The following is a 22184-nucleotide window of genomic DNA, read 5'->3' as shown; positions in this document are numbered from 1 at the left end:
ATCCTGTTACCGCTCATGCCTCAACCTCGCTCGCAGCCAACTGTCCACATGCGCCGTCAATCTCGCGTCCCCGGGTGTCACGCACCGTAGTGGCCACTCCGGCCGCACGCAACCTCCGGACGAACTCCCGCTCGACCGGCTTGGGACTCGCGTCCCACTTGCTGCCGGGCGTGGGGTTGAGCGGGATGAGATTGACGTGCGCCAGCCGCCCCGCCAGCAGGCGACCCAGCAGGTCCGCCCGCCACGGCTGGTCGTTCACGTCCCTGATCATGGCGTACTCGATGCTGACCCGGCGGCCGGTGCGGGCGGCGTACGCCCACGCGGCGTCGAGGACTTCGGCGACCTTCCACCGCTGGTTCACCGGCACGAGTTCGTCGCGAAGGTCATCATCGGGCGCGTGCAGCGAGAGCGCAAGAGTCACGGAGAGGTCTTCCTCGGCGAGCTTGCGCATCGCGGGGACCAGACCCACCGTGGAGACCGTGATGTGCCGCTGGGACAGCCCCAGGCCCTCGGGCGAGGGGCTGGTCAGGCGGCGCACCGCGGCGATGACCCGGTTGTAGTTGGCCAGCGGCTCGCCCATGCCCATGAAGACGACGTTGCTCAGCCGGCGGGCCTCGCCGCCCATCACGCCCGACTGCGCGACCCCGGCGAGGTACACCACCTGGTCGACGATCTCGGCGGTGGACAGGTTGCGGGTCAGCCCCGCCTGCCCGGTGGCGCAGAACGGGCACGCCATGCCGCAGCCGGCCTGGCTGGAGATGCAGACGGTGACCCGGTCGCCGTAGCCCATCAGCACGCTCTCGACCAGCGAGTTGTCGTGCAGCCGCCAGAGCGCCTTGCGGGTCTCGCCGTCGTCGCAGGCGAGCTCGCGGACCGGGGTCAGCAGCTTCGGCAGCAGCTGCTCGGTCAGCCGGTCGCGGGCCGCGGCCGGGATGTCGGTCATGCCGGCCGGGTCGCGCTCCAGCCGCCCGAAGTAGTGCGTCGACAGCTGGGTGGCGCGGAAGGCCTGCTCACCCAGCTCGGACACGGCGCTGCGCCGACCGGCCAGATCCAGGTCGGCGAGGTGGCGCGGCGGCATGGAGGAGCGGCGCGCGGTCGCGCCGTCACCATCGGTAACGGAAATCAACGGAAGGCTCGTCATGACTGATCCAGTGTCCCACGTCCGCACGAGGGCGATAGCCCTCGATGGTGCCAACAGTGCTGCTCGGGGTCTTGCCACGCCTGCCTGCGCCGCCCGCTGTGTCTCACCTCACGCCGGTGGGGCGAGCACGGACAGCAACAGGTACGCCGTCGGCACGGCGAACACGATGGAGTCGAGCCGATCCATGATGCCGCCGTGACCGGGCAGGATGTTGCTCATGTCCTTGATGCCGAGGTCCCGCTTCAGCAGCGACTCGGCCAGGTCGCCGAGCACCGCCGCGACCGAGACCACCATGCCGAACAGCACGCCCTTCCACGGTGCGACGTCCAGTAGCGCCCACAGGATCGCCGCGCTGCCCACGCCGGTGGCGACGATCGAGCCGGCGAAGCCCTCCCAGGACTTCTTCGGGCTGATCGTCGGGGCCATCGGGTGCTTGCCGAACAGCACGCCCGACACGAACCCGCCGGTGTCGGAGAGCACGACCGCGGCCAGCGTCGCCAGGATCCGCCACTTGCCGTCCTCCGGCGTGGTCAGCGGAGCGGCGAAACCGAGCAGGAACGGGACGTACACCATGATCAGCGCGGCCGCGCCCATGTCCCGCTGGTAACCGGCCGGGCCGTCGCCCATCCGCCACACCATCGTGGCCAGCACGGTGATCAGCAGGCCGATGCTGAGCGCGTCGACGCCGGAGAACCAGGCCAGGCAGATCATCGCCACGCCACCGCCGAGCAGCGGGATCAGCGGCGGCCGTGCGCCGGAGGTGCGCAGGGCACGGGTCATCTCCCAGATGCCCAGGCCCGCGGCGGCCACCAGGATGACCAGGAACAGCGGCTTGAAGAAGAACAGCGGCGTCAGGATGACCAGCAGCAGCCCGACCGCGACCAGGATCGAGACGGGCACGTTGCGCCCGGCCCGGCCGTAGTCCTTGGGCGGCTCGGCCCGCTCGCCGGTCGCGGCGGAGTCGCCGCTGCCCGAGTCACCGTGACCGGAGTCGCCGTGACCGGTGTCGTCGCCGGCGGTGGCGCGGTCCGCGTCCTCACGGCGGCGGCGGCCACCCCGCGGCTCGTCGGCGGGAAGGTCGGAGGGGTCGGTATACGCGTCGGGCGCGGCATCGTAGGGCTGCCGCGCCCGGGAAGCGCCGGACCGGCGAGGGTCCGTGTCGTATGGCTCGCTCATCAGACTTCGAGCAGCTCGACTTCCTTGTGCTTGATGAGCTCGTCGATCTGCGCCGTGTACCTGGCGGTCAGGTCGTCGAGCTCCTTCTCCGCCCGGCGCCCGTCGTCCTCGCCCGCCTCGCCGTCCTTGACGATGCGGTCGAGTTCTTCCTTGCCCTTGCGGCGCACGTTGCGGATGGCGACCTTGGCGTCCTCGCCCTTGCCGCGGGCGACCTTGGTCATGTCGCGGCGGCGCTCCTCGGTCATCGGCGGCACGAGGATGCGCAGCTGGGTGCCCTCGTTGCCGGGGTTGACCCCCAGGTCCGAGTCACGGATCGCGCGCTCCATGGCGCCCAGCTGGGACGCGTCGTACGGCTTGATGATCACCATGCGCGGCTCGGGCACGCCGATCGACGCCATCTGCGGCAGCGGGGTGGGCGTGCCGTAGTAGTCGATCACGATCCGGGAGAACATCGCCGCGTTGGCCCGGCCGGTGCGGATCGCCGCGAACTCCTCCTTCGCGTGCTCGACCGCCCGGTCCATCTTCTCCTCGGCCTCGAGGAGGGTGTCGTCGATCACGGGCTTCTCCGTCTCTGATCGTGTGCCGCGTCCGACCGGTGGCGGCGCGGCAGCCTGTGGGCCCCGTTCCGCGGCGACCTGGTCGCCGGGCACTGACTCCGTGCTGTGCTCTGTCTTCGATCATGCGCCTGACGGCGGCATGATGCCCGCATCACGTCCGAGACCGCGTGAACGTGTCCGCACCCGCGCACCCGTCCACGCCCAGAACCCGTCCGTCACGCGGCCATAGGGTACCGCCCGCCACCTCCGCCCCCGCGCGAGGCGTCCACCCCACCCCTCCCACAAGCCCACCCCTCCCCCACCACCCCGACCGCCCGTCGCAACTCTTAAAGAGTCGCGCCTACCGGGCAGGGCTGATGCCGCGACTCTTTAAGAGTTGCGGCACTGGGCCGGGGCGGCCGGAGGCCGGGCGGGGGTCGGGGGGGCGGGGGTGGGTGGGGTGGGTCAGGAGGCGGTGATCAGGGTGCCGATCTTGTCGCCGCTGACGGCGCGGACGATGGTGTCGTCGCCCTCGGCGCCGAACACGAGCATCGGCAGGCCGTTGTCGGCGCAGAGGCTGAACGCGGCGGCGTCGGCCACCCGGATGTTCTGCCGCAACACCTCGTTGAACGTGATCTGGTCGATCCGCACCGCGTCGGGGTTGGTGCGCGGGTCGGCGGTGTACACCGCGTCCACCCCGTTCTTGCTCATCAGCACCACGTCGGCGTGGATCTCCAGCGCGCGCTGCGCCGAGACGGTGTCGGTGGTGAAGTACGGCATACCCGCGCCGCCGCCGAAGATGACCACGCGGCCTTTCTCCAGGTGCCGGATGGCGCGCAGCGGGATGTACTGCTCCGCGACCTGGGCCATCGTGATCGCGGTCTGCACCCGCGTCTCGATGCCCTCCTTCTCCAGGAAGTCCTGCAGCGCCAGGCAGTTCATCACGGTGCCCAGCATGCCCATGTAGTCGGCGCGGGCCCGGTCCATGCCCCGCTTCTGCAGTTCGGCGCCGCGGAAGAAGTTGCCCCCGCCGACGACCACGGCGACCTGCACGCCGCGGCGCACCACGGTGGCGATCTGGCGGGCGACCCCGGCCACGACGTCCGGATCGACGCCGACCTCACCACCGCCGAAGACCTCGCCGGAGAGCTTCAGCACGACCCGGTTGAACTGGTGTCCGGACATCAGCGACCTTTCGTCTCACCGTCGGCGACCCCGACGACGGTATGGAAAAGGGAGGCCGTGGCTGCCACCGCGACCTCCCTTCTTAGTGCGTTCCGCTCGGGGCGGCTCAGGCCTGGCCGACCTCGAACCGCGCGAAGCGGGTGACCTCGATACCGGCCTCGGCCAGCACCTGCTTCACCGTCTTCTTCTGGTCGGTGACCGACGGCTGCTCGATCAGGACGAAGTCCTTGAAGAACGAGTTCACCCGACCCTCGATGATCTTCGGCAGGGCGGCCTCGGGCTTGCCCTCCTCGCGAGCGGTCTGCTCGGCGATGCGGCGCTCGGACTCGACGACCTCGGCCGGCACCTCGTCACGGGTGACGAACTTCGGGCGCATGGCCGCGATCTGCATCGCGACCGAGCGGGCGTCGTCCGCACCGGCCTCGTCGGTCTTGCCGCTGAACTGGACCGCGACACCCACCTGCGGGGGCAGGTCGGCGCTCTTGCGGTGCATGTAGACCGCGACCGCGCCCTCCAGCACCGCGAAGCGGCCGATGACCAGCTTCTCGCCGATCTTGGCGGACTGGTCCTGCATCAGGTCGGCGACGGTGCCGTCACCGATCTTCGAGGCGAGCAGCGCCTCCACGTCGGCCGGCTTGGTCTCGGCGACGTGGGCGACGAGCTGCTCGGCCAGCGCGATGAACGCGTCGTTCTTGGCGACGAAGTCCGTCTCGCAGTTGAGCTCCAGCAGCGCGGTGCCCTTGTGGGCGACCAGGCCGTTGGCGGTGGACCGACCGGCGCGCTTGCCGACATCCTTGGCGCCCTTGACGCGCAGGATCTCCACAGCCTTGTCGAAGTCGCCCTCGGACTCCTCGAGCGCCTTCTTGCAGTCCATCATGCCGGAGCCGGTCAGCTCACGGAGCCGCTTGACGTCTGCAGCGGAAATAGTGGACATCAGTTCCCTCTTTGGTAGAAGACTTCGCAAGTCGTATCACACGGTGCAGATCGAAGATCCGCACCGTGTGACAGCGGGTCACTCAGCGGCGGTCGCGGCGGGAGCGGCCTCATCGGCCGGCGCGGCCTCAGCCGCGGGAGCCTCGGCCACGGGGGCCTCGGCAGCGGCCGGCTTGTCTCCGGCCAGCAGCTCCTGCTCCCACTCGGCCATCGGCTCGTCGGCCGCGACGGTGCCGGGCTCCGGCTTGACGTCGCCGCCGCGAGCGGCCTTGCCCGAGCGGGCGATCAGGCCGTCGGCGACCGCGGTCGCGATGACCTTGGTCAGCAGCTCGGCCGAGCGGATCGCGTCGTCGTTGCCCGGGATCGGGAAGTCGACCTCGTCCGGGTCGCAGTTCGTGTCCAGGATCGCGATCACCGGGATGCCCAGCTTGCGGGCCTCGTCGACGGCGATGTGCTCCTTCTTGGTGTCCACGATCCAGACCGCGGACGGGAGCTTGGTCATGTCCCGCAGACCACCGAGGGTCTTGGTGAGCTTGGTCTTCTCCCGCGACAGCTGCAGGGTCTCCTTCTTGGTGTACCCAGCGGCGGTGCCGGTCAGGTCGATCGACTCCAGCTCCTTCATCCGCTGCAGGCGCTTGTACACCGTCTGGAAGTTGGTGAGCATGCCGCCCAGCCAGCGGTGGTTGACGTAGGGCATGCCCACGCGCGCGGCCTGCTCGGCGACGGCCTCCTGGGCCTGCTTCTTCGTGCCGACGAACAGCACGGTGCCGCCCTCGGCGACGGTGGTGCGGACGAACGCGTACGCCTTCTCGATGTAGTCGAGGGTCTGGCGCAGGTCGATGATGTAGATGCCGTTGCGCTCGGTGAAGATGAAGCGCTTCATCTTCGGGTTCCAGCGACGGGTCTGGTGCCCGAAGTGAACGCCGCTCTCGAGCAGCTGACGCATGCTGACTACAGCCATGTGCAGGCCAATCTTCTCGGCACGGGCCAGGGGCCCGTGCTCTCCCTGGTTGAACCGGCAGCCGGTGGCTGCCGCCTGGCGCCCGGTCGTCGGCCATGGTGGAACCCCGCTAACGGGGACCAGGGAGGCCGCCGCCCTGCCTGTCTAAGGCGGGAGGGCGCGCGAAGTCGACCACGTGAAGTGGTCGCGATAACCCAGTGTACGCGGTGCCCCGGATCACCCTCGCCCGGGACACCGCGAACGCGGTCGGCGGCGTCAGGCCGCGGTGGCCGCCGCCAGCATCAGCACCGCGCCCACCAGCAGGTAGGCCAGCGGCGTGCGCAGCCAGACCCGGGGGCCCTGGAACTGCACCGCCGTGGCCGCGCCCGTGGTCAGGGCGTACAGGCCGAGGGCGAGGAACGGGAACGCCGTCATCGCCAGCAGCGGTCCCAGCACGAGCTCCGCGTCGGTCTTGAGCACGCCCGCCAGCAGCGACTTCAGCATCATCAGCTCGCCGAAGCCGGCCAGCGCCCAGAACGCCACCAGCAGCGCGGGTCGCTTGCTGCGGTAGATCCCGTCCGACTCGGCCACCGAGCGGCGCACCGCGGCCGAGTCCACGGTCGACGTCGGCTGCTGGATCGGGTCGGGGTTGCCCATGGGCGGGCCCATGAGGGCGGGCGGTGACACCGGACCGCGCTCGCGCGGGCTGCGCGGGGCGAAGTCGATGTCCGGCATCGGGTCGGCCGGGCGCTGCCCGCGCGGCGCGAAGTCCGGATCCGGCTCACCGGGACGCGGGCCGCGCGGCGCGAAGTCCGGATCCGCGGGCGGCAGGGGCGCGCCCGAGCGCGATCCGCGCGGAGCGAAGTCCTGGTCCACCGGCGGCAGCGCCTGGCCCGAACGCTGGCCGCGCGGGGCGAAGTCCGGGTCGGCCGGAGCCTGGTAGCGGTCACCGCCACGGTCCCAGTCACGATCGTCGCGGCCGCTGCCGGAGCCGCTGCTCAGGTCGGCCAGCGAGGCGTAACGGCTGTCCCCGGAGCGGGGCGCGGGCACCCGGGATTCCCCGTCGAAGTCGTATGCGTACTGGTCCGGTGCGCGCCGGTCGTCCCGGCCGCCGCGCTGCTCGCGAAAGGGGCTCGGCCAGTCGGCGAAGTCGTCATGTCCGTCCACGGCCGCAAACCGTAGAGCAGATTTCACCTTCACGCCAACAGCCGGCCGCCCTAACAGATCAACCACATGATCAGGCGCATATCCACAAGCGGTACACCGTCCACAGCGGACAACCCGGCGACCGTGGCGATCCGGGCCGTCCCCGTGTTCGCTCAGCACCCATGACGAAGGTGACACAGGCCCTCGGCGCCTGGGGAGAACGCCTGGCCGCGGCCCATCTACTGGCCGCGGGCATGGTGCTGCTCGACCGGAACTGGCGGGGCGCGGCCGGGGAGATCGACATCGTGGCGCGCGACGGGAACGCGGTGGTCTTCTGCGAGGTGAAGACGCGGCGCGGTGCGACGTACGGCACACCCGCCGAGGCGGTGGCCCGCGCCAAGATCCGGCGGCTACGCCAGCTCGCCGCGCAGTGGCTGGCCGTCAGCGGCGTACGCCCCAGCGAGGTCCGCTTCGACGTCGTCAGCGTGTACGCCCCGCACGGGGCCGACCCGGTCGTCGACCACATCCGCGGAGCGTTCTGACGTGCGCGAACGACAGGCAGGCGGATGAGCGGGCGCAGTGGGCGGGCCAGCGGGCGGGTTTGCGGGCGCAGTGGGCGGGTTCGCGGGCGCGGGGTCCGCGGAGCCCGGCGGGGCGGGGGTTCGCGGTGAGCTACGCGATGGTGCTGTGCGCCGCGTTGGAAGGTGTGGCCGGGCAGCTCGTGCGGGTCGAGGCCGATCTCGCCCCGGGTCTGCCGATGGTGGTCCTCAGCGGCCTGCCGGACACCGCCCTGAACGAGGCACGCGAGCGGGTCCGCGCGGCGATCACCAACTCCGGCGAGCGCTGGCCGCAGCAGCGCATCTCGATCAACCTGGACCCGGCCGACCTACGCAAACGTGGATCATCATTTGATCTTCCCATCGCGTTGTCGATCCTCGGCGGCACCGGCACCCTGCCGCTGGCCGGGCTCGACGGCGTCCTGGTGCTCGGTGAGCTGGGACTCGACGGTTCGGTGCGGCCGGTGCGCGGGGTGCTGCCGATGGTGGCGGCCGCCGCCCGCCACGGGGTCGCGAAGGCGATCGTGCCGATCCGCAACGCCGCCGAGGCGGCGCTCGTGCCCGGCATGCGGGTGCTCGCGGCGGACACGCTGGGCCGGGTGATCGGCTTCCTGCGCGGCAGCTGCACGCTGCTCGAACCACCGGACGCCGCACCCTTGCCGGGCCGGGCGGAACCGGACCTGGCCGACGTCGCGGGCCAGGAGATGGGACGGCTCGGCGTGGAACTGGCCGCCGCGGGCGGGCATCACCTGGCGCTGTTCGGCCCACCCGGCGCGGGCAAGACCATGCTCGCGCGGCGGCTGCCGTCGCTGCTGCCGCAGCTCGACGACGAGGCGTCGCTCGAGGTCACCGCCCTGCACTCGATCGCCGGGACGCTCGCCCCCGGCGAGCCCCTGCTGCGCAGGCCGCCCTACCAGGCACCCCACCACACCAGTTCGGTGGCTTCACTGGTCGGCGGCGGCAGCGGGCTCGCCCGTCCCGGCGCACTGTCACTGGCACATCGGGGTGTCCTGTTCCTGGACGAAGCGCCCGAGTTCAGCAGGCAGGCGCTGGACACGCTGCGCCAGCCGCTGGAGGGCGGGGTGGTCACGCTGGGCCGCTCGCGCGGCGTCGTGGTGTATCCGGCGCAGGTGCAGCTGGTGCTCGCGGCCAACCCCTGCCCGTGCGCCCGCCCGTCGGGTGACGCCGCGTGCGCGTGCACGCCGCAGGTGAAGCGGCGCTACCTGGGCCGCGTCTCGGGGCCGCTGCTGGACCGCATCGACATCCGGCTGACGCTGCTGCCGCTGAAGGCCGCGCACCTGTTCACCGACGCGTCCCTGCGCGAGTCGTCGCAGGTGGTGGCACAGCGGGTGGCGGTGGCGCGGGACACCGCCGCCACGCGCTGGGCCGGGCTGGGCGCGCGCTGCAACGGCGAGGTGCCCGGCACCGTGCTGCGCCAGCGCCGGTGGCGGCTGCCCGACGACGTCACCGGCGAGCTGCGCCATCGGCTGGACACCGGGGCGATGTCCGCCCGCGGGCACGACCGGGTGCTGCGGATGGCCTGGACCCTCAGCGACCTGGCGGGCCTGGACCGGCCCGGCAAAGAAGAGATCAACATCGCCCTGACCCTGCGCGACGGAGGCACCCTGTGAACATCCTCGACGAACCCGCCGGCGCGGCCGACGACCAGGCGGTCCGCGACGCCCGCATCGTGCTGGGCGGCCTGGTCGAGCCGGGCGGTCGCCGCCTGCACGAACTGGTCACCGCGTACGGGCCGGTCGAGGCGCTGGACCGGCTGGTCCGGGGTCACGAGAGCGGGCCGCTGGCCGAGGCGGCGGCGCTGCGGCTGCACGGGCGCACGCCCGCGGCGTTCGCCGCCCAGCTCTGGGAGCGCTCGGACCGGCTGGGCGTACGGATCCTGACGCCCGAGTCGGGCGATTGGCCCGCGCGGCTGGCCGATCTGCGGCACATCAGCGTCGACGGCCCGCACACGATCGACCGGGACACGTACCCGCCGCAGTGTCTGTGGCTGCGCGGCCCGCACCGGCTCGACGACGCCGTCGAGCGGTCCGTGGCCATGGTCGGCGCGCGGGCCAACACCGGCTACGGCGCGCACGCGGCGACCGAACTGGGCTACGGGCTGGCCGACCAGGGCTGGTCGGTGGTGTCCGGCGGCGCGTACGGCATCGACGCGTTCGCGCACCGGGCCGCGCTCGCCGCCGGCGGTGTGACCGTCGCGGTGCTGGCCTGCGGCGTCGACCGGCCGTATCCGCTGAGCAACACCGCCCTGTTCGACCAGATCGCCGAGGAGGGCCTGCTGATCAGCGAATGGCCACCGGGGACCGCACCGTTCAAGGTGCGCTTCCTCGTCCGTAACCGGGTCATCGCGGCGCTGTCGCGGGGCACGGTGCTGGTGGAGGCGGGGGCGCGCAGCGGGGCCCGGCAGACCCTGCGCCGGGCCCGCCAGCTGCGCAGGGCCGCGATGGCGGTGCCCGGCCCGATCAGCTCGGAGATGTCCGTCGGCTGCCACGAGGAACTACGCCGTGAACCGCACGAGCTGGTACGGCCGGTCACCACCGTGGCACAGGTGCTGGAGGAGGTCGGCGGCATCGGCGAGCTGGCCCCGGTGCCCCGCGGCGCGGACCGGCCGCTCGACGCCCTCGACCCGGTGGAGCGGCAGCTCGTGGACGCCGTGCCACGGCGCGGCGGGGCGTACGCGGAGCAGATCGCGATCGACGCCGGGGTGTCGCTGCGCGTGGCGCTGGCGATCCTGCCGTCGCTGGCGCTGCGGGGGCACCTGCGTGAGCACGGCGGCGGGTTCGCCCGGCCCCTGCCGACCGGCCGGAAGCCCTAGACTCCGGGTACATGACCGGTGTTCCACCCGCCCCGCTGGACGGCGCCCGCGAACTGTTCGCGCTCGACCCGGCCGTCGCGCACCTCAACCACGGCTCGTTCGGCGCGGTGCCGGTGCCGGTGCGCGAGGCCCGGCAGCGGCTGATCGACGAGCACGACGCCAATCCGACCCGGTTCGTCACCGCGGGCCTGTGGGACCGGGTGGCACGGGCTCGTGACGCCGCGGCGGCGTTCTGCGGGGCGGACCCGGCCGGCAGCGCGTTCGTCGCCAACGCCACCACAGGCACGTCGCTGGCGCTGGCGGCGGTGGCGGCAGGGGCGGGCGACGAGATCGTGGTCACCGACCACGGCTACCACGCCGTCGAGCTGGCCGTCGACGACCTGCACCGGCGGCGCGGCGTACGCGTCGTGACGGCGGCGGTCGAGCTCGGCGCGTCCGAAGCCGACACCGTCACCGCGGTGCTCGACCGGGTCGGCCCGCGCACCCGGCTGGTGATCGTCGACCAGGTGTCCTCGGCCACCGCGCAGCGCCACCCCGTGCACGCGCTCGCCACGGCGCTGCGCGAGCGGGGCGTGCCGCTGCTGGTCGATGGCGCGCACGCGCCCGGCATGCTGGACCGTCCGGTGGCCGGTCTGGAGGCCGACTTCTGGGTGGGCAACATGCACAAGTGGGCGTTCGCCCCGCCGGGAGCGGCGCTGCTGCAGGTCGCCCCGCACTGGCGGGACCGGATGGTGCCGCTGGTCGTGTCGCACTCCCAGCCCGACGGCTTCCCGCTGTTTTTGGAGCAGCAGGGCACCCTCGACCACAGCCCCTGGCTGGCCGTACCCGCCGGGCTCGACATGTTCGGCCGCTTCGGCTTCGAGGCTATCCAGCGCCACAACGTCGCCCTCGCCGCGTACGGCCAGCGGATCATCGGCCAGTCCCTGGGGCTGGACCCGGACGCGCTGCCCGATCCGGGCCCCGAGGTGCCGATGCGCCTGCTGCCGCTGCCCGCCGGGGCTGCCCGCGACGTCACCGACACGGCGAGGCTGCGCACCCGGATCAGCGTCGAACTCGGCGTCGAACCCAACGTGATGTGGTGGCGCGACCAGGCCTTCATCCGCATCAGCGCCCAGATCTACAACCACCCCGCCGACTACGACCGCCTCGCCGAAAACCTCCCCCGCCTACTACACGGCGGCTGAAGATCGCTGGTTGAGGGCAGAACCTGCGGCCAGAACATAGGTTTTGACCTCAAACAGCGATCTTCAGCCGGTTGAGCCGTGAGGGCGGTCGTGGTCAGCGGGTCGAAGTGCCGCCGGGTAGGAGTCGGACTCGGCCCAGGCCGAGTACGGCCAGTGGGTCGAGGTAGATCGCGCCGCGCCGCAGGCCCCAGTGCAGGCAGGCGGTGGCAGGGCAGCCGGGATGCCCGGCGGACAGCGTGCCGAGCGGCGTACCTCCGGCGACGGTGTCACCGGCCTTGACCAGCGGCGTGACGGGCTCGTAGGTGGTGCGCAGACCGCCCGGATGATCCACGCTGACGACGCCCCGCCCGGCGAGCATTCCGGCGTAGACGACGGTTCCGCTACCTGCGGCCAGCACCGGCGACTCCACCGCCCCGGCCAGGTCGACGCCCCGATGGCCGGGTAGCCAGGGCTGCGGGGGCGGATCGAACCTCCGCACCAGGCGCGGCGATCCCGCCAGCGGCCACCGCCACCCGCCCGACACCGGTGCCCCAGCAGGCACCGAGCCGACGTAACGCACCGCCGACACCTGTGTCGTGGTGGCACGCGGATCAGGAACCGGCGCGGACACGGCGATGATCGATAGAAGCGCCGCCACGGGCGCCAGGGTCCTCATCGCGGCAGCGTGCCCGACCGTAGAGCCTGCTCACGAGGGCCTGCCGGGCGCGCCTGTGGACAACCGGGCGGTTGGGGACAACCGCCCGATCACGCGCCCGGTGTGCTAGGACCGGATGCTCAGAATCCGCCTTCGGTGGGCAGCGAGATGTCGGGCTTCTCGAGCTCCTCGACGTTCACGTCCTTGAAGGTCATTACCCGGACGTTCTTCACGAACCGGGCAGGACGATACATGTCCCATACCCAGGCATCGTGCATCTCGACCTCGAAGTAGACCTCTCCGTCAGAGTTGCGCACGTGCAGGTCCACCTGGTTGGCCAGGTAGAACCGCCGCTCCGTCTCCACCACGTAGGAGAATTGGCGCACGATGTCGCGATACTCCCGGTAGAGCTGCAGCTCCATGTCGGTCTCGTACTTCTCGAGATCCTCTGCGCTCATCGTTCGCCCTCCTGCGGCCCACATCCTGCCGATGAACCGTACCGCGCCGCGCCCAGCGGCGCGCGTTTAGCCACGGAGGCCGGTCGGCGCCGTCAGCTCGGCCGCGCCGCGCACCCGCTCCGCCCGTGCCACGTTCTGGTACGAGCGCCGGTGCACGGGGCTCGGCCCGTGCTCCTCCAGCGCCGCCTGGTGCTCGGCGGTGCTGTAACCCTTGTGCAGCGCGAAGCCGTACTGCGGATACACCATATCGAGCTGTGTCATGATCCGGTCGCGCGACACCTTCGCCAGCACGCTGGCCGCCGCTACACACGCCGCGACCTGGTCGCCCTTCCACACGGCGAGGTTCGGCACACCGAGCCCGTCGACCGGGAAGCCGTCGGTCAGCACGTACGCCGGGCGCGTGGTCAGCGCCGCCAGCGCGCGCCGCATCGCCGCCACGTTGCACACGTGCAGGCCACGCGCGTCGATCTCGTCGGGCCCGATGACGACCACGGCGTGCGCGAGCGCGGTCGCCATGACGATGTCGTAGAACCGGTCCCGCGACGCCGCGGTGAGCAGCTTCGAGTCGGTCAGTCCCTCGATCTCGGCCCGCTTCGTATCGGGCAGCACCACCGCCGCGGCCACCAGAGGCCCCGCACAGGCGCCACGGCCCGCCTCGTCGGCTCCGGCCACCACCGCGAACCCGCGGCGCTGCAGCGCACGCTCCAGGGCGTAGACGCCGCCTTCGGTACGCAGCACCGGGCGCGACGGGCTCAGCACGGGCCGACCCCCGCCCCGGTCAGCACCGCGACCAGATCGGCCGGGTAGATCATCTCGCCGGTCTCGCGCAGTTCCGGCACGCTCCACCAGTCGTGGGCGTGCACCCACCGGCGCTCGACCTCGTCGAAGCCGCCGGTGTCCACGCGCCACTGCGGCACCCGTACCAGATAGAAGTCCTGTTCCTGCCGGTAGGCGACGCCGTCGAACGAGAACAGCGCGACCTCCGAGTGCACCGCGGGCCCCAGCTTCTCGACGGGCACGGCCAGGCCGGTCTCCTCGTACAGCTCACGGGCCGCCGCCTGCGCGGTCGTCTCGCCGTCGTCCAGGCCACCGCCGGGGGTGAACCAGTAGTTCACGTCGGGGGCCGTGGGGTCGCTGCCACGGAACAGCAGCACCCGGTCGGACGCGTTCACCAACAGCACCCGTCCGGCCCGCCTCGCCCGGCGCTCCACCTGCATGTCATGCAGCCTAATTCGTACGCCCGGCCCGGCGCACTCCGGGCGCGGCCGCCTCACTTGCCGGGTGACGGATCCGGCACGGCGTCGAAGGTCTCCGGCACGGTCAGCCAGGTGGCCCTGCCGAACGGCCAGAACAGCACGAAGGCCCGCCCGACGAGCGCGTCCAGCGGGATCGTGGCCTGCATGATGTCCTGGTTGTGGCCGTTGTAGTTGGCCAGCGAGTCCGCCGACGCCTCGCGGTGGTCGCCCATCACCCAGACCCGCCCCGCGGGCACCGTGATGTCGAACGGCGACGGGGCCGCCTTGTTGCCCGGATACACGTACGGCTCGTCCAGCGGCTGGCCGTTGACGGTGATCCGGCCCTGCGCGTCGCAGCAGACCACGTGGTCACCGGGCTGGCCGATGACCCGCTTGATGAAGTCCTCCTGCTCGGTGGAGCTGCGCCAGGTCTCCGGGGCCTCGAAGACGATGATCTGGCCCCGCTCCGGCTCGCCGAACTCGTAGGCGAGCTTGTTGACCAGCACCCGGTTGTCGATGAGCAGCGTCTGCTCCATCGAGCCGGTCGGGATGTAGAACGTCTGCACCACGAACTGCCGCACCAGCAGGGCGACGACGAGGGCCACCACCAGCAGGACCGGCAGTTCTTTCCAGAAGGATCCCCGGCCGCCGCGCGGCTTCTTCTCGTCGTCGATCATGCGCGGAGCCTACGCGTCCCACGCGCGCCCGGTGACCCCCGCTCCACCCTGTGTCAGCCTCCGGACCGTCAGCCTCCGGACGGCGGCTCCGGCACGCCCTCGAACGTCTCCGGCACCGTCAGCCACGTCGTACGGCTGAACGGCCAGAACAGCACGAAGGCCCGCCCGATCACGGAGTCCAGCGGAATGGTGGCCTCCTCGATGTTCTGGCCGTGGTTGTTGTAGTTGGCCAGCGAGTCGCCCGAGGCCTCGCGATGGTCGCCCATCACCCACAACCGGCCCTCGGGAATGGTGACGTCGAACTCCTCGGGCGCCATCTTGTTGCCCGGGTAGACGTACGGCTCGTCGAGCGGGTGGCCGTTGATCTGGATGCGGCCCTGCGGGTCGCAGCACACGACGCGGTCGCCGGGCACACCGATCACCCGTTTGATGTAATCCTCGTGCTCGGGGGTGTTCCGCCAGCTTTCGGGTGACACGAAGACGATGATCTCGCCGCGTTCCGGCGTGCGGAAGTCATAGACGAGCTTGTTGACCAGCACCCGGTCGTCGAGGTCCAGCGTGTGCTCCATGGACCCCGAGGGGATGAAGAACGTCTGCACCACGAACTGCCGCACCAGGAATGCCACGATGATGGCCACACCCAGCAGGATCGGCAGCTCGCGCCAGAACGATCCCTTGCTGCTTTTGGTCTGCTCGTCAATCACGCAGGGAGCCTACGCGGCGAAACTGAAAACGACGATCACCGAAGCTGTGTTGCCCTGTCGCGTGTAAGCCTGCGGCGTACCACGACCGCCCCGAGCAGCAGCGGCAGTGCCAGCGACACCGACGCGCCGGGGCCGGGCCCGGCGGCGCCCGCTGTCAGATTCGCGTCGGGCACCTTGTCGAAGACCTCCTGGTGGGCCACCGAGTCCCAGCGGCTCAACGGCAGCGCGACGACCATCGCCTTGCCGATGACGTCGTCGATCGGCACCTGACCCTGGCAGCGCGAGTCCTGTGACACCAGACGGTGGTCGCCCATCACGAACAGCATGCCGGGATCGACGATGACCTCGTCGAAGTCGCGGGTGTTGCAGGTCTTGTCGCCCTTGTCGCCGCGCGGGGAGTTGCGGATCACGTACGGCTCGTCGATGGGGACGCCGTTGACGTAGATCCGGCCGTCGACGTCGCAACAGGACACCCGGTCGCCGGGCAGCCCGACGACCCGCTTGATGAAGTCCTTCTCCCCGGGCTGGCTGATGCCGACCAGGTCGCCGACCGTCCGGCCGAGCTTGGAGAAGAAACCGGCGTCGGGGTCGAGGCCGTTCTCCGGGGCCCAGTTGTCAGGGCCCTTGAAGACGATGACCTCACCGCGCGCGGGGTCGCGGAACTCGTACACCACCTTGTTGACCAGCACGCGGTCGCCGACCAGCAGGGTGTCCTCCATCGAACCGGACGGGATGTAGAACGCCTGCATCAGGAAGGTGCGGATGAGCACCGCCAGGCAGAACGCCACCACCAGCAGCAGCGGAAGTTCCTGCCACAGCGGCATGCCCTTGCGCCCGCGACGGCTGCGGCGGCGGCGCTTCTTCCACTGCTCGCCCGTGATGCCGTCGTCGTGGGATGGCCTGTCGGTGGGGAGGAGTGCCACAGCTGCCGCCGCTCGTGAAGTTCGCCACTACGTGATGTCGGCCGCAAGCCTAGAAGAAGAGAGAACTTTTCGGGAGTCCCGATCGGCCAGTGAAACACAGCCTTGACAAACCATCGGGTACGCGAAACGGGCGGCGACCCCGCAGGGGGTCACCGCCCGTGATCGTCGATGCCGTGGTCTCAGGAGACCTTGGCCTCGCGCAGCTCCTTGATCTTCGCCTTCTTGCCGCGCAGGTCGCGCAGGAAGTAGAGCTTGGCACGGCGCACGTCACCGCGGGTCACGACCTCGACCCGGTCGATGGCGGGCCCGTGGAGCGGGTAGGTGCGCTCGACACCCACGCCGAAGCTCAGCTTGCGGACCGTGAAGGTCTCGCGCAGGCCCGAGCCCTGGCGGCGGATCACGACGCCCTGGAAGACCTGCACACGGGACCGGTTGCCCTCGACGACCCGGGCGTGCACCTTGACGGTGTCACCAGCCCGGAACAGGGGAAGGTCGGTCCGCAGGGAGGCGGCGTCAAGTACGTCCAGCGTTTGCATCGCTGCATCCTTGAATCTCAGCGCATCGGCTGCCGATACGCGTGTGGGCGATACTGACCCAGGCTCGTGCCGCACGGGGCGGCGGTCGGCTGGAGTCCTCGTCGTCGTGCACGGCGTGCGCGACAGACGGCATACGTCACCGTCCGCGGACGGCAACCCCTCTACTCTGCCACATCGACCCGGCGGGCCGGAAATCCAGCCCCGTCGAGTAGCGCGAGGTCACGCTTGTCCAGCGCGGCCGGGTCCAGCGCCGCCAGCAGGTCGGGCCGCCGGGTGGCGGTACGCAGCAGCGCCTGGTCACGCCGCCAGCGGGCGATCTTGCCGTGGTCGCCCGAGCGCAGGATGTCGGGCACGTCGTGCCCGCGCCACGACTGCGGCTTGGTGTAGACCGGCGTCTCCAGCAGCCCGTGCGCGTGCGACTCGTCGGCCAGCGAGTCGGCGTTGCCGAGCACGCCCGGGATCAGCCGGGTGATCGCCTCCAGCATCACCAGCACCGCGACCTCGCCGCCGAACAGCACATAGTCACCCAGCGACACCTCGCTGACCGGCATCCGCTCCGCGGCGTGGTCCAGCACCCGCTGGTCGATGCCCTCATACCGGCCGCACGCGAAGACCAGGTGCTGCGCGGCCGCCAGCTCGTACGCGGTGGCCTGGGTGAACGGGGCGCCCGCGGGCGACGGGACGACCAGCCGCGCCGCGGCGCCCTCCGGCACCAGCTCGTCGAGGGCCTGCCCCCACGGCTCGGGCCGCATCACCATGCCCGGCCCCCCGCCGTACGGGGTGTCGTCGACGGTGCGGTGCACGTCGTGCGTCCACCCGCGCAGGTCGTGCAGGTGCAGGTCGAGCACCCCGGTGGTGCGCGCCTTGCCGATGAGCGACAGCTCCAGCGGGGCGAAGTACTCGGGGAAGATGCTGACGACGTCGACGCGCATGGCCGTCACAGGTCGAACAGCCCGCCGGGCGGGTCGACGACGATCCGGCCCCCGGGCACGTCCACCTCGGGCACGATGGCGCTGACGAACGGGATGAGACCGGTACGGCCGTCGGGCATGCGTACGACCAGCAGATCCGACGCGGGCGCGTGGTCGATGCGGACGACCTTGCCCAGCGGCTCGCCCCCGACGGTGACCACGTCGAGCCCGACCAGGTGGTGGTCCAGGAACTCGTCCGGGTCCTCCGGAGCGGGAACGTGCTCGGAGTCGACGTTGAGGACCGCGCTCTTGGCCAGCTCGGCCGTGTTGCGGTCCGCGATCTCCGCGAAGGTGACGATGAGCTCGCCCGAGTGCGGGCGCGCCTCCTCCACCGTGAGTGTGCCCGGCAGTCCCGCCACGGCGGGCTCGACGACCAGCGTCGAGCCCACCGCGAAGCGCAACGCGGGCTCGTCAGTGCGCGGATGCACCAGGACCTCGCCCCGGATGCCGTGCGCGCGCATGACATGTCCGACGATCAGAAGCATGTGACTGCTGATCCGCCGTCAGAACGCGTCGACGATGTCGACACGGATGCCCTTGCCGCCGACCGAGCCGACCACCTGGCGCAGGGCCCGTGCGGTACGACCACCACGGCCGATGACCGTGCCGAGGTCCTCGGGGTGAACCCGGACCTCCAGCCGCGGCCCGCGACGGTTGTCGACCATGCGCACCCGGACGTCGTCCGGGTGGTCCACGATGCCCTTGACGAGGTGCTCCAGCGCGGGCCGGAGCGCCGCGTCAGTTCTGCTGGTCGTCGCCGGCCGCAACAGTCTGCTCCTCAGCCTTGGCCTCGGCTACCGGCTCGGCAGCCTTCTCGGCCTTGGGGGCCTTCTTGGCCGGGGCGGCCTTGGCGGGCTCGAGACCTGCGGCAGCCTGGGCGGCGGCCTCGTAGGTCGCCTTACGGTCGGCCTTCGGCGCGGCCACCAGCAGCGGCGGCGGGGCCGGCAGGCCCTTGAACTTCTGCCAGTCGCCGGTCTTGGACAGGATGGCGATCACGGACTCGCTCGGCTGCGCGCCGACCGACAGCCAGTGCTGCACCCGGTCCGACTTGACCTCGATGACCGAAGGGTCTTCCTTCGGCTGGTAGATACCGACGTACTCGATCGCCTTGCCGTCGCGCTTGGTACGCGAGTCGGCGATGACGATGCGGTACTGCGGGTTGCGGATCTTGCCCATCCGCAGAAGCCGGATACGAACGGCCACGGTTTTACACTCCTGTGGGATTGAGGTGAGCGCCATCGCCCTGCGTGGGGTTGCCGGGCTCCGTTGCTCGAGACATCGCCGCGCCCCGGAAGTTAGAGGGCAGCCGGAAACGCACCGAATATCAGCTAGTCATTCTGCCAGACGGAACCGGACGGATCGCACGCGGGCGGTCCCCACCCGCTGTGCGCCGCGGCACCGGCCAGGCGGGATCGGGACGGAAATCACACCAGGTCCCGTCGAACGGGAACCGCCCCGCCTCGGCGATCTCGACGAGCCGCACCCCGTCGGCCCGGATCCGGGCGGCCCTACCGACCCGCCCGTGACCGCACAGCCCTGTCGCGCCGTCTCACCGTGAGCATGATCGCCGTTTCCGGTCAGCATGCGCGGTCCAACTGCGGATGTTGACCGGAAACAGCGATCATGGGCCGTGAGGCGTCGCGGGCGGCGAGAAGAGCCGATCGGGTGGCGGCGGAGCCGTCAGGCGGGGTGGGTGCGGGGGCGGTCCCAGCCCCCGGGGACCTCGGCGGGCACCGACCAGGACGGGTCAGGCTGGAAGTCACACCAGGTGCCGTCGAACGGAAACGCGCCCGCCTCGATCAGCTTGACCACGCGCTCGCCCTCGGCCCGCACCCCGTCGCCGTCGGCCACCCAGTAGTGCTGCGGGTACGCCAGGCGCTCGGTGAACTCCTCCTCGTCCTTCCAGCGCCAGGACCGGTCGGGGGTGACCACGATGTCGAGGTCCTGGTCCACGATGTCGACGCCCGCGACGTGGCCGTCGTCCCACCGCTGTCCGGACTCCTCCAGGTTGACGTACCACTTCGTGAAGCGGCCGTCCTCGTCGCGGAAGAACCACACCGAGTGGTCCTCACCGCGCGGCAGCCACTTGAGCAGGCTCGGGCCCGACCAGGTGACCTCCCAGAGCTTCGTCTCCGTCTCGATCCACTCCGAGAACGGCATGGCCCGCAGGCCGCGCCGGTCAACGGCCAGCCGGTCCAGCATCGGCGCGCCGCGCGGCACCCACAGCAGCAGGCCCTGCTCGTCGTCGGCGGCGACCACGGCGGTCTTGAGCAGGCCGATCCGGTGGCCGTGGAAGTGGCGGTGCAGGATCACCCGTCCGGGTTCGAAGCGCATGTGCCAACCCTAGCGAAGAACTTGATTGACCAAGTCGTACGACACTAGAGTCGACCCTGCCGCGATGCACAGCAGCGGCCTGTCCCGGCCCGCTCACACAGGAGCGGGATGGGTGGCACTCGTCCGGGCGACCGGGCCGGATCGACGAGCCTGCCACATGCCTGAGTCCTGTCCGTTCTCCACACTCAGGAGGAATGGGAATGTCGATTCCCATCGAACAGCACCAGCACGCCGAGCACAGGCGCATCCCCAAGATCGACGAGGATGCCACCGTGGTCATCGTGCAGGTCGGCGAGATCGCCGCGATCCAGCACAAGCACACGGCGATGCTGGAACGACACACCGTCTACCACCAGCAGCACCGGTCCGACCTCACGGGGCTGCGGCGCGATCTCGACGACACCCGCGCCGAGATGAACACCCGCTTCTCGGCACTGGACGACGACGTCGCCGGCCTGAAGACCGACGTCGCGGGCCTGAAGACCGACGTGACGCTGATCAAGGACAAGCTCGAGGTGATCCTGTCGCGCCTGCCGGAGCAACCGGTCGCGTGACATGACGAGAGCGGCCCCCGAGCCTGACGGGGGCCGCTCTCGTGTCGTTCGGATCAGTACGAGCGGGCCAGGATCGCGGTCAGGTCGGGCTCGTCCTGGGAGGCCGGGACCGAGCCGTCGGCCCGGAACAGGCAGCGCACCGTGATCGCGCGCTCGTTGGCCTTCGCCTCGCCGTCGACGCCGACCGCCGACCACGGCACGCGTGCCCAGCCGGTGCCCGCCGCCTCCATGGCCTCGTCCAGCGTGGACACCTCGACGGTGTTGGCTTCGCGACGCGCCAGCGCCTCGTCGTACAGCGCCTTCTGGTCGGCCTCCAGCGCGGCGGTGACCGCGCCGACCGTCTCGCCGAGCTGCAGCGGGGTCTTCGAGCCGTCGATGCGGCGCACCAGCACGACGCGGCCCTCGGCCAGGTCGCGCGGGCCGACCTCGACCCGGATCGGGTAGCCCTTCAGCTCCGCGTCGACGGCGCGGCGGCCGAACGGGGTGTCGACCCGGTCGTCGAGCTTGACCCGGACCCCGGCCGCGGCCAGGTCGTCGACCAGCGCGCGAGCCGCGGCGGTGATCGAGCCGTCGGTCTCCTTGACCACGGTCACCAGCGCCTGGATCGGCGCGAGCGCGGGCGGGACCCGCATGCCGCTGTCGTCGCCGTGGCACATGATCAGGCCGCCGAGCATGCGGGTCGAGGTGCCCCAGGAGGTCGTCCAGGCGTGCTCGCGGGTGCCCGCCTGCGACGAGTAGGCCACGTCGAAGGCCTTGGCGAAGTTCTGGCCGAGCTCGTGTGAGGTGCCCATCTGCAGCGCCTTGCCGTCGCCCATCATGGCCTCCAGCGTGTACGTGCTGGTGGCGCCCGCGAAGCGTTCACGGTTGGTCTTGCGGCCCAGCACGACCGGGATGGCGAGCAGCTCACGCATGTGGCGCTCGTACACCTCGTGGTGGATCTTCAGGGTGTATGCCTTGGCGTCGGCCTCGGTGGCGTGGGCGGTGTGCCCCTCCTGCCACAGGAACTCCGACGTGCGCAGGAAGATCCGCGGGCGCATCTCCCAGCGGACCACGTTGGCCCACTGGTTGAGCAGCAGCGGCAGGTCACGGTAGGAGTCGACCCACTTGGCCATGAACTCGCCGATGACGGTCTCGCTGGTCGGGCGCACCACGACCGGCTCGGCCAGCTGCTTGCCGCCGCCGTGGGTGACGACCGCGAGCTCGGGCGAGAAGCCTTCGACGTGCTCGGCCTCGCGCTTGAGGTAGCTCTCAGGGATGAACAGCGGGAAGTACGCGTTCTCCGCGCCCGCCGCCTTGATCCGGGCGTCCATGTCGGCCTGCATGCGCTCCCAGATGGAGTACGCCGTCGGCCGGATGACCATCGTGCCCCGGACCGGGCCGTTGTCGGCCAGCTGAGCCTTGGAGATCAGGTCCTGATACCAGCGGGGAAAGTCTTCCGCCCGGGGAGTGAGCACACGCGCCATAGCGGGTCATCCTACTGACCCGCGCCGGGCCCGCTCCCCGCAGCCCGCCCGTGTCCCGCGCCGC

Annotated in this window: 26 protein-coding genes; 5 read left to right on the top strand and 21 right to left on the bottom strand. The window is 71.0% G+C overall.

Annotation, left to right across the window (positions count from 1 at the left end; all coding sequences use genetic code 11):
- Positions 1-13: 13 nt before the first annotated feature.
- The 7 genes from rlmN to HAV40_RS29095 form a co-directional block, all read right to left on the bottom strand.
- Entirely contained in the window at positions 14-1141 is a 1128-nt protein-coding gene (gene rlmN, locus HAV40_RS29125) for a dual-specificity RNA methyltransferase RlmN (RefSeq protein WP_166386833.1), read from the bottom strand.
- A 108-nt stretch (positions 1142-1249) separates the two neighbouring features.
- Entirely contained in the window at positions 1250-2317 is a 1068-nt protein-coding gene (locus HAV40_RS29120) for a phosphatidate cytidylyltransferase (RefSeq protein WP_166386831.1), read from the bottom strand.
- Complete coding sequence (gene frr / locus HAV40_RS29115) at positions 2317-2874, bottom strand: ribosome recycling factor (RefSeq protein WP_166386829.1); 558 nt, start codon at positions 2872-2874, stop codon at positions 2317-2319. Before frr ends, HAV40_RS29120 begins: the two co-directional genes overlap by 1 nt.
- A gap of 444 nt (positions 2875-3318) precedes the next feature.
- Positions 3319-4038 carry a UMP kinase gene (pyrH, locus tag HAV40_RS29110; RefSeq protein WP_166386827.1) on the bottom strand — a complete coding sequence of 240 codons (720 nt, stop codon included), beginning with the start codon at positions 4036-4038 and terminating at the stop codon, positions 3319-3321.
- A 106-nt stretch (positions 4039-4144) separates the two neighbouring features.
- On the bottom strand, positions 4145-4972 hold the full coding sequence (gene tsf, locus HAV40_RS29105) for a translation elongation factor Ts (RefSeq protein WP_166386825.1): 828 nt from the start codon (positions 4970-4972) through the stop codon (positions 4145-4147).
- A gap of 78 nt (positions 4973-5050) precedes the next feature.
- Entirely contained in the window at positions 5051-5932 is an 882-nt protein-coding gene (gene rpsB, locus HAV40_RS29100) for a 30S ribosomal protein S2 (protein ID WP_166386823.1), read from the bottom strand.
- Positions 5933-6187: 255 nt separating this feature from the next.
- The gene (locus tag HAV40_RS29095; protein ID WP_166386821.1) at positions 6188-7078 is read right to left on the bottom strand and encodes a hypothetical protein; all 891 of its coding nucleotides are present in this window, start codon (positions 7076-7078) and stop codon (positions 6188-6190) included.
- 161 nt (positions 7079-7239) lie between these two features.
- Here HAV40_RS29095 and HAV40_RS29090 point away from each other — a divergent pair, with 161 nt between their 5' ends.
- The 4 genes from HAV40_RS29090 (at position 7240) to HAV40_RS29075 (ending at position 11631) form a co-directional block, all read left to right on the top strand.
- The gene (locus HAV40_RS29090; protein WP_166386819.1) at positions 7240-7599 is read left to right on the top strand and encodes a YraN family protein; all 360 of its coding nucleotides are present in this window, start codon (positions 7240-7242) and stop codon (positions 7597-7599) included.
- A 125-nt stretch (positions 7600-7724) separates the two neighbouring features.
- The gene (locus tag HAV40_RS29085; protein ID WP_166386817.1) at positions 7725-9245 is read left to right on the top strand and encodes a YifB family Mg chelatase-like AAA ATPase; all 1521 of its coding nucleotides are present in this window, start codon (positions 7725-7727) and stop codon (positions 9243-9245) included.
- Complete coding sequence (gene dprA / locus HAV40_RS29080) at positions 9242-10447, top strand: DNA-processing protein DprA (protein ID WP_239086920.1); 1206 nt, start codon at positions 9242-9244, stop codon at positions 10445-10447. Before HAV40_RS29085 ends, dprA begins: the two co-directional genes overlap by 4 nt.
- A gap of 11 nt (positions 10448-10458) precedes the next feature.
- A complete protein-coding gene (locus HAV40_RS29075) occupies positions 10459-11631 on the top strand; it encodes an aminotransferase class V-fold PLP-dependent enzyme (RefSeq protein WP_166386815.1) in 1173 nt (390 codons plus the stop codon).
- 94 nt (positions 11632-11725) lie between these two features.
- Here HAV40_RS29075 and HAV40_RS29070 read toward each other — a convergent pair whose 3' ends face one another.
- The 13 genes from HAV40_RS29070 to HAV40_RS29010 form a co-directional block, all read right to left on the bottom strand.
- Positions 11726-12286, bottom strand: a complete 561-nt coding sequence (locus tag HAV40_RS29070) for a murein hydrolase activator EnvC family protein (protein WP_166386813.1) — start codon at positions 12284-12286, stop codon at positions 11726-11728.
- Between the two features lie 119 nt (positions 12287-12405).
- Complete coding sequence (locus HAV40_RS29065; RefSeq protein ID WP_020523399.1) at positions 12406-12723, bottom strand: DUF2469 domain-containing protein; 318 nt, start codon at positions 12721-12723, stop codon at positions 12406-12408.
- A 66-nt stretch (positions 12724-12789) separates the two neighbouring features.
- Positions 12790-13482 (bottom strand): ribonuclease HII, encoded by a 693-nt coding sequence (locus tag HAV40_RS29060; protein WP_166386811.1) that lies wholly within the window; start codon positions 13480-13482, stop codon positions 12790-12792.
- The gene (locus HAV40_RS29055; protein WP_166386809.1) at positions 13476-13940 is read right to left on the bottom strand and encodes an NUDIX hydrolase; all 465 of its coding nucleotides are present in this window, start codon (positions 13938-13940) and stop codon (positions 13476-13478) included. The genes HAV40_RS29060 and HAV40_RS29055 overlap by 7 nt, the downstream gene beginning before the upstream one ends.
- A gap of 53 nt (positions 13941-13993) precedes the next feature.
- Complete coding sequence (gene lepB / locus HAV40_RS29050; RefSeq protein ID WP_166386807.1) at positions 13994-14635, bottom strand: signal peptidase I; 642 nt, start codon at positions 14633-14635, stop codon at positions 13994-13996.
- A gap of 68 nt (positions 14636-14703) precedes the next feature.
- On the bottom strand, positions 14704-15339 hold the full coding sequence (gene lepB, locus HAV40_RS29045) for a signal peptidase I (protein ID WP_166386805.1): 636 nt from the start codon (positions 15337-15339) through the stop codon (positions 14704-14706).
- Positions 15340-15374: 35 nt separating this feature from the next.
- Positions 15375-16220: a signal peptidase I gene (gene lepB / locus HAV40_RS29040; protein ID WP_239086926.1), complete on the bottom strand. Its 846-nt coding sequence runs from the start codon at positions 16218-16220 to the stop codon at positions 15375-15377.
- A 221-nt stretch (positions 16221-16441) separates the two neighbouring features.
- Complete coding sequence (gene rplS / locus HAV40_RS29035; RefSeq protein WP_166386803.1) at positions 16442-16798, bottom strand: 50S ribosomal protein L19; 357 nt, start codon at positions 16796-16798, stop codon at positions 16442-16444.
- A gap of 161 nt (positions 16799-16959) precedes the next feature.
- Entirely contained in the window at positions 16960-17730 is a 771-nt protein-coding gene (gene trmD / locus HAV40_RS29030) for a tRNA (guanosine(37)-N1)-methyltransferase TrmD (RefSeq protein WP_166386801.1), read from the bottom strand.
- A 5-nt stretch (positions 17731-17735) separates the two neighbouring features.
- On the bottom strand, positions 17736-18254 hold the full coding sequence (gene rimM / locus HAV40_RS29025) for a ribosome maturation factor RimM (RefSeq protein WP_166386799.1): 519 nt from the start codon (positions 18252-18254) through the stop codon (positions 17736-17738).
- 18 nt (positions 18255-18272) lie between these two features.
- The gene (locus HAV40_RS29020; protein WP_166386797.1) at positions 18273-18536 is read right to left on the bottom strand and encodes an RNA-binding protein; all 264 of its coding nucleotides are present in this window, start codon (positions 18534-18536) and stop codon (positions 18273-18275) included.
- Positions 18508-18972 (bottom strand): 30S ribosomal protein S16, encoded by a 465-nt coding sequence (gene rpsP, locus HAV40_RS29015; RefSeq protein WP_166386795.1) that lies wholly within the window; start codon positions 18970-18972, stop codon positions 18508-18510. Before rpsP ends, HAV40_RS29020 begins: the two co-directional genes overlap by 29 nt.
- A gap of 477 nt (positions 18973-19449) precedes the next feature.
- A complete protein-coding gene (locus HAV40_RS29010) occupies positions 19450-20103 on the bottom strand; it encodes a ribonuclease FAU-1 family protein (protein ID WP_166386793.1) in 654 nt (217 codons plus the stop codon).
- A 200-nt stretch (positions 20104-20303) separates the two neighbouring features.
- On the opposite strand from HAV40_RS29010, the gene HAV40_RS29005 reads away from it, so the two are divergent.
- Entirely contained in the window at positions 20304-20657 is a 354-nt protein-coding gene (locus HAV40_RS29005) for a hypothetical protein (protein ID WP_166386791.1), read from the top strand.
- A 53-nt stretch (positions 20658-20710) separates the two neighbouring features.
- On the opposite strand, the gene proS is transcribed toward HAV40_RS29005, so the two are convergent.
- Positions 20711-22120: a proline--tRNA ligase gene (gene proS / locus HAV40_RS29000; protein ID WP_166386789.1), complete on the bottom strand. Its 1410-nt coding sequence runs from the start codon at positions 22118-22120 to the stop codon at positions 20711-20713.
- Between the last annotated feature and the right edge of the window lie 64 nt (positions 22121-22184).

Origin of the sequence: Catellatospora methionotrophica, from assembly GCF_011297335.1 — a bacterium.
GTDB lineage: Bacteria > Actinomycetota > Actinomycetes > Mycobacteriales > Micromonosporaceae > Catellatospora > Catellatospora methionotrophica.
Note: the sequence above shows the minus strand (reverse complement) of the source record. Positions and strands in the feature narration are given on the sequence as shown.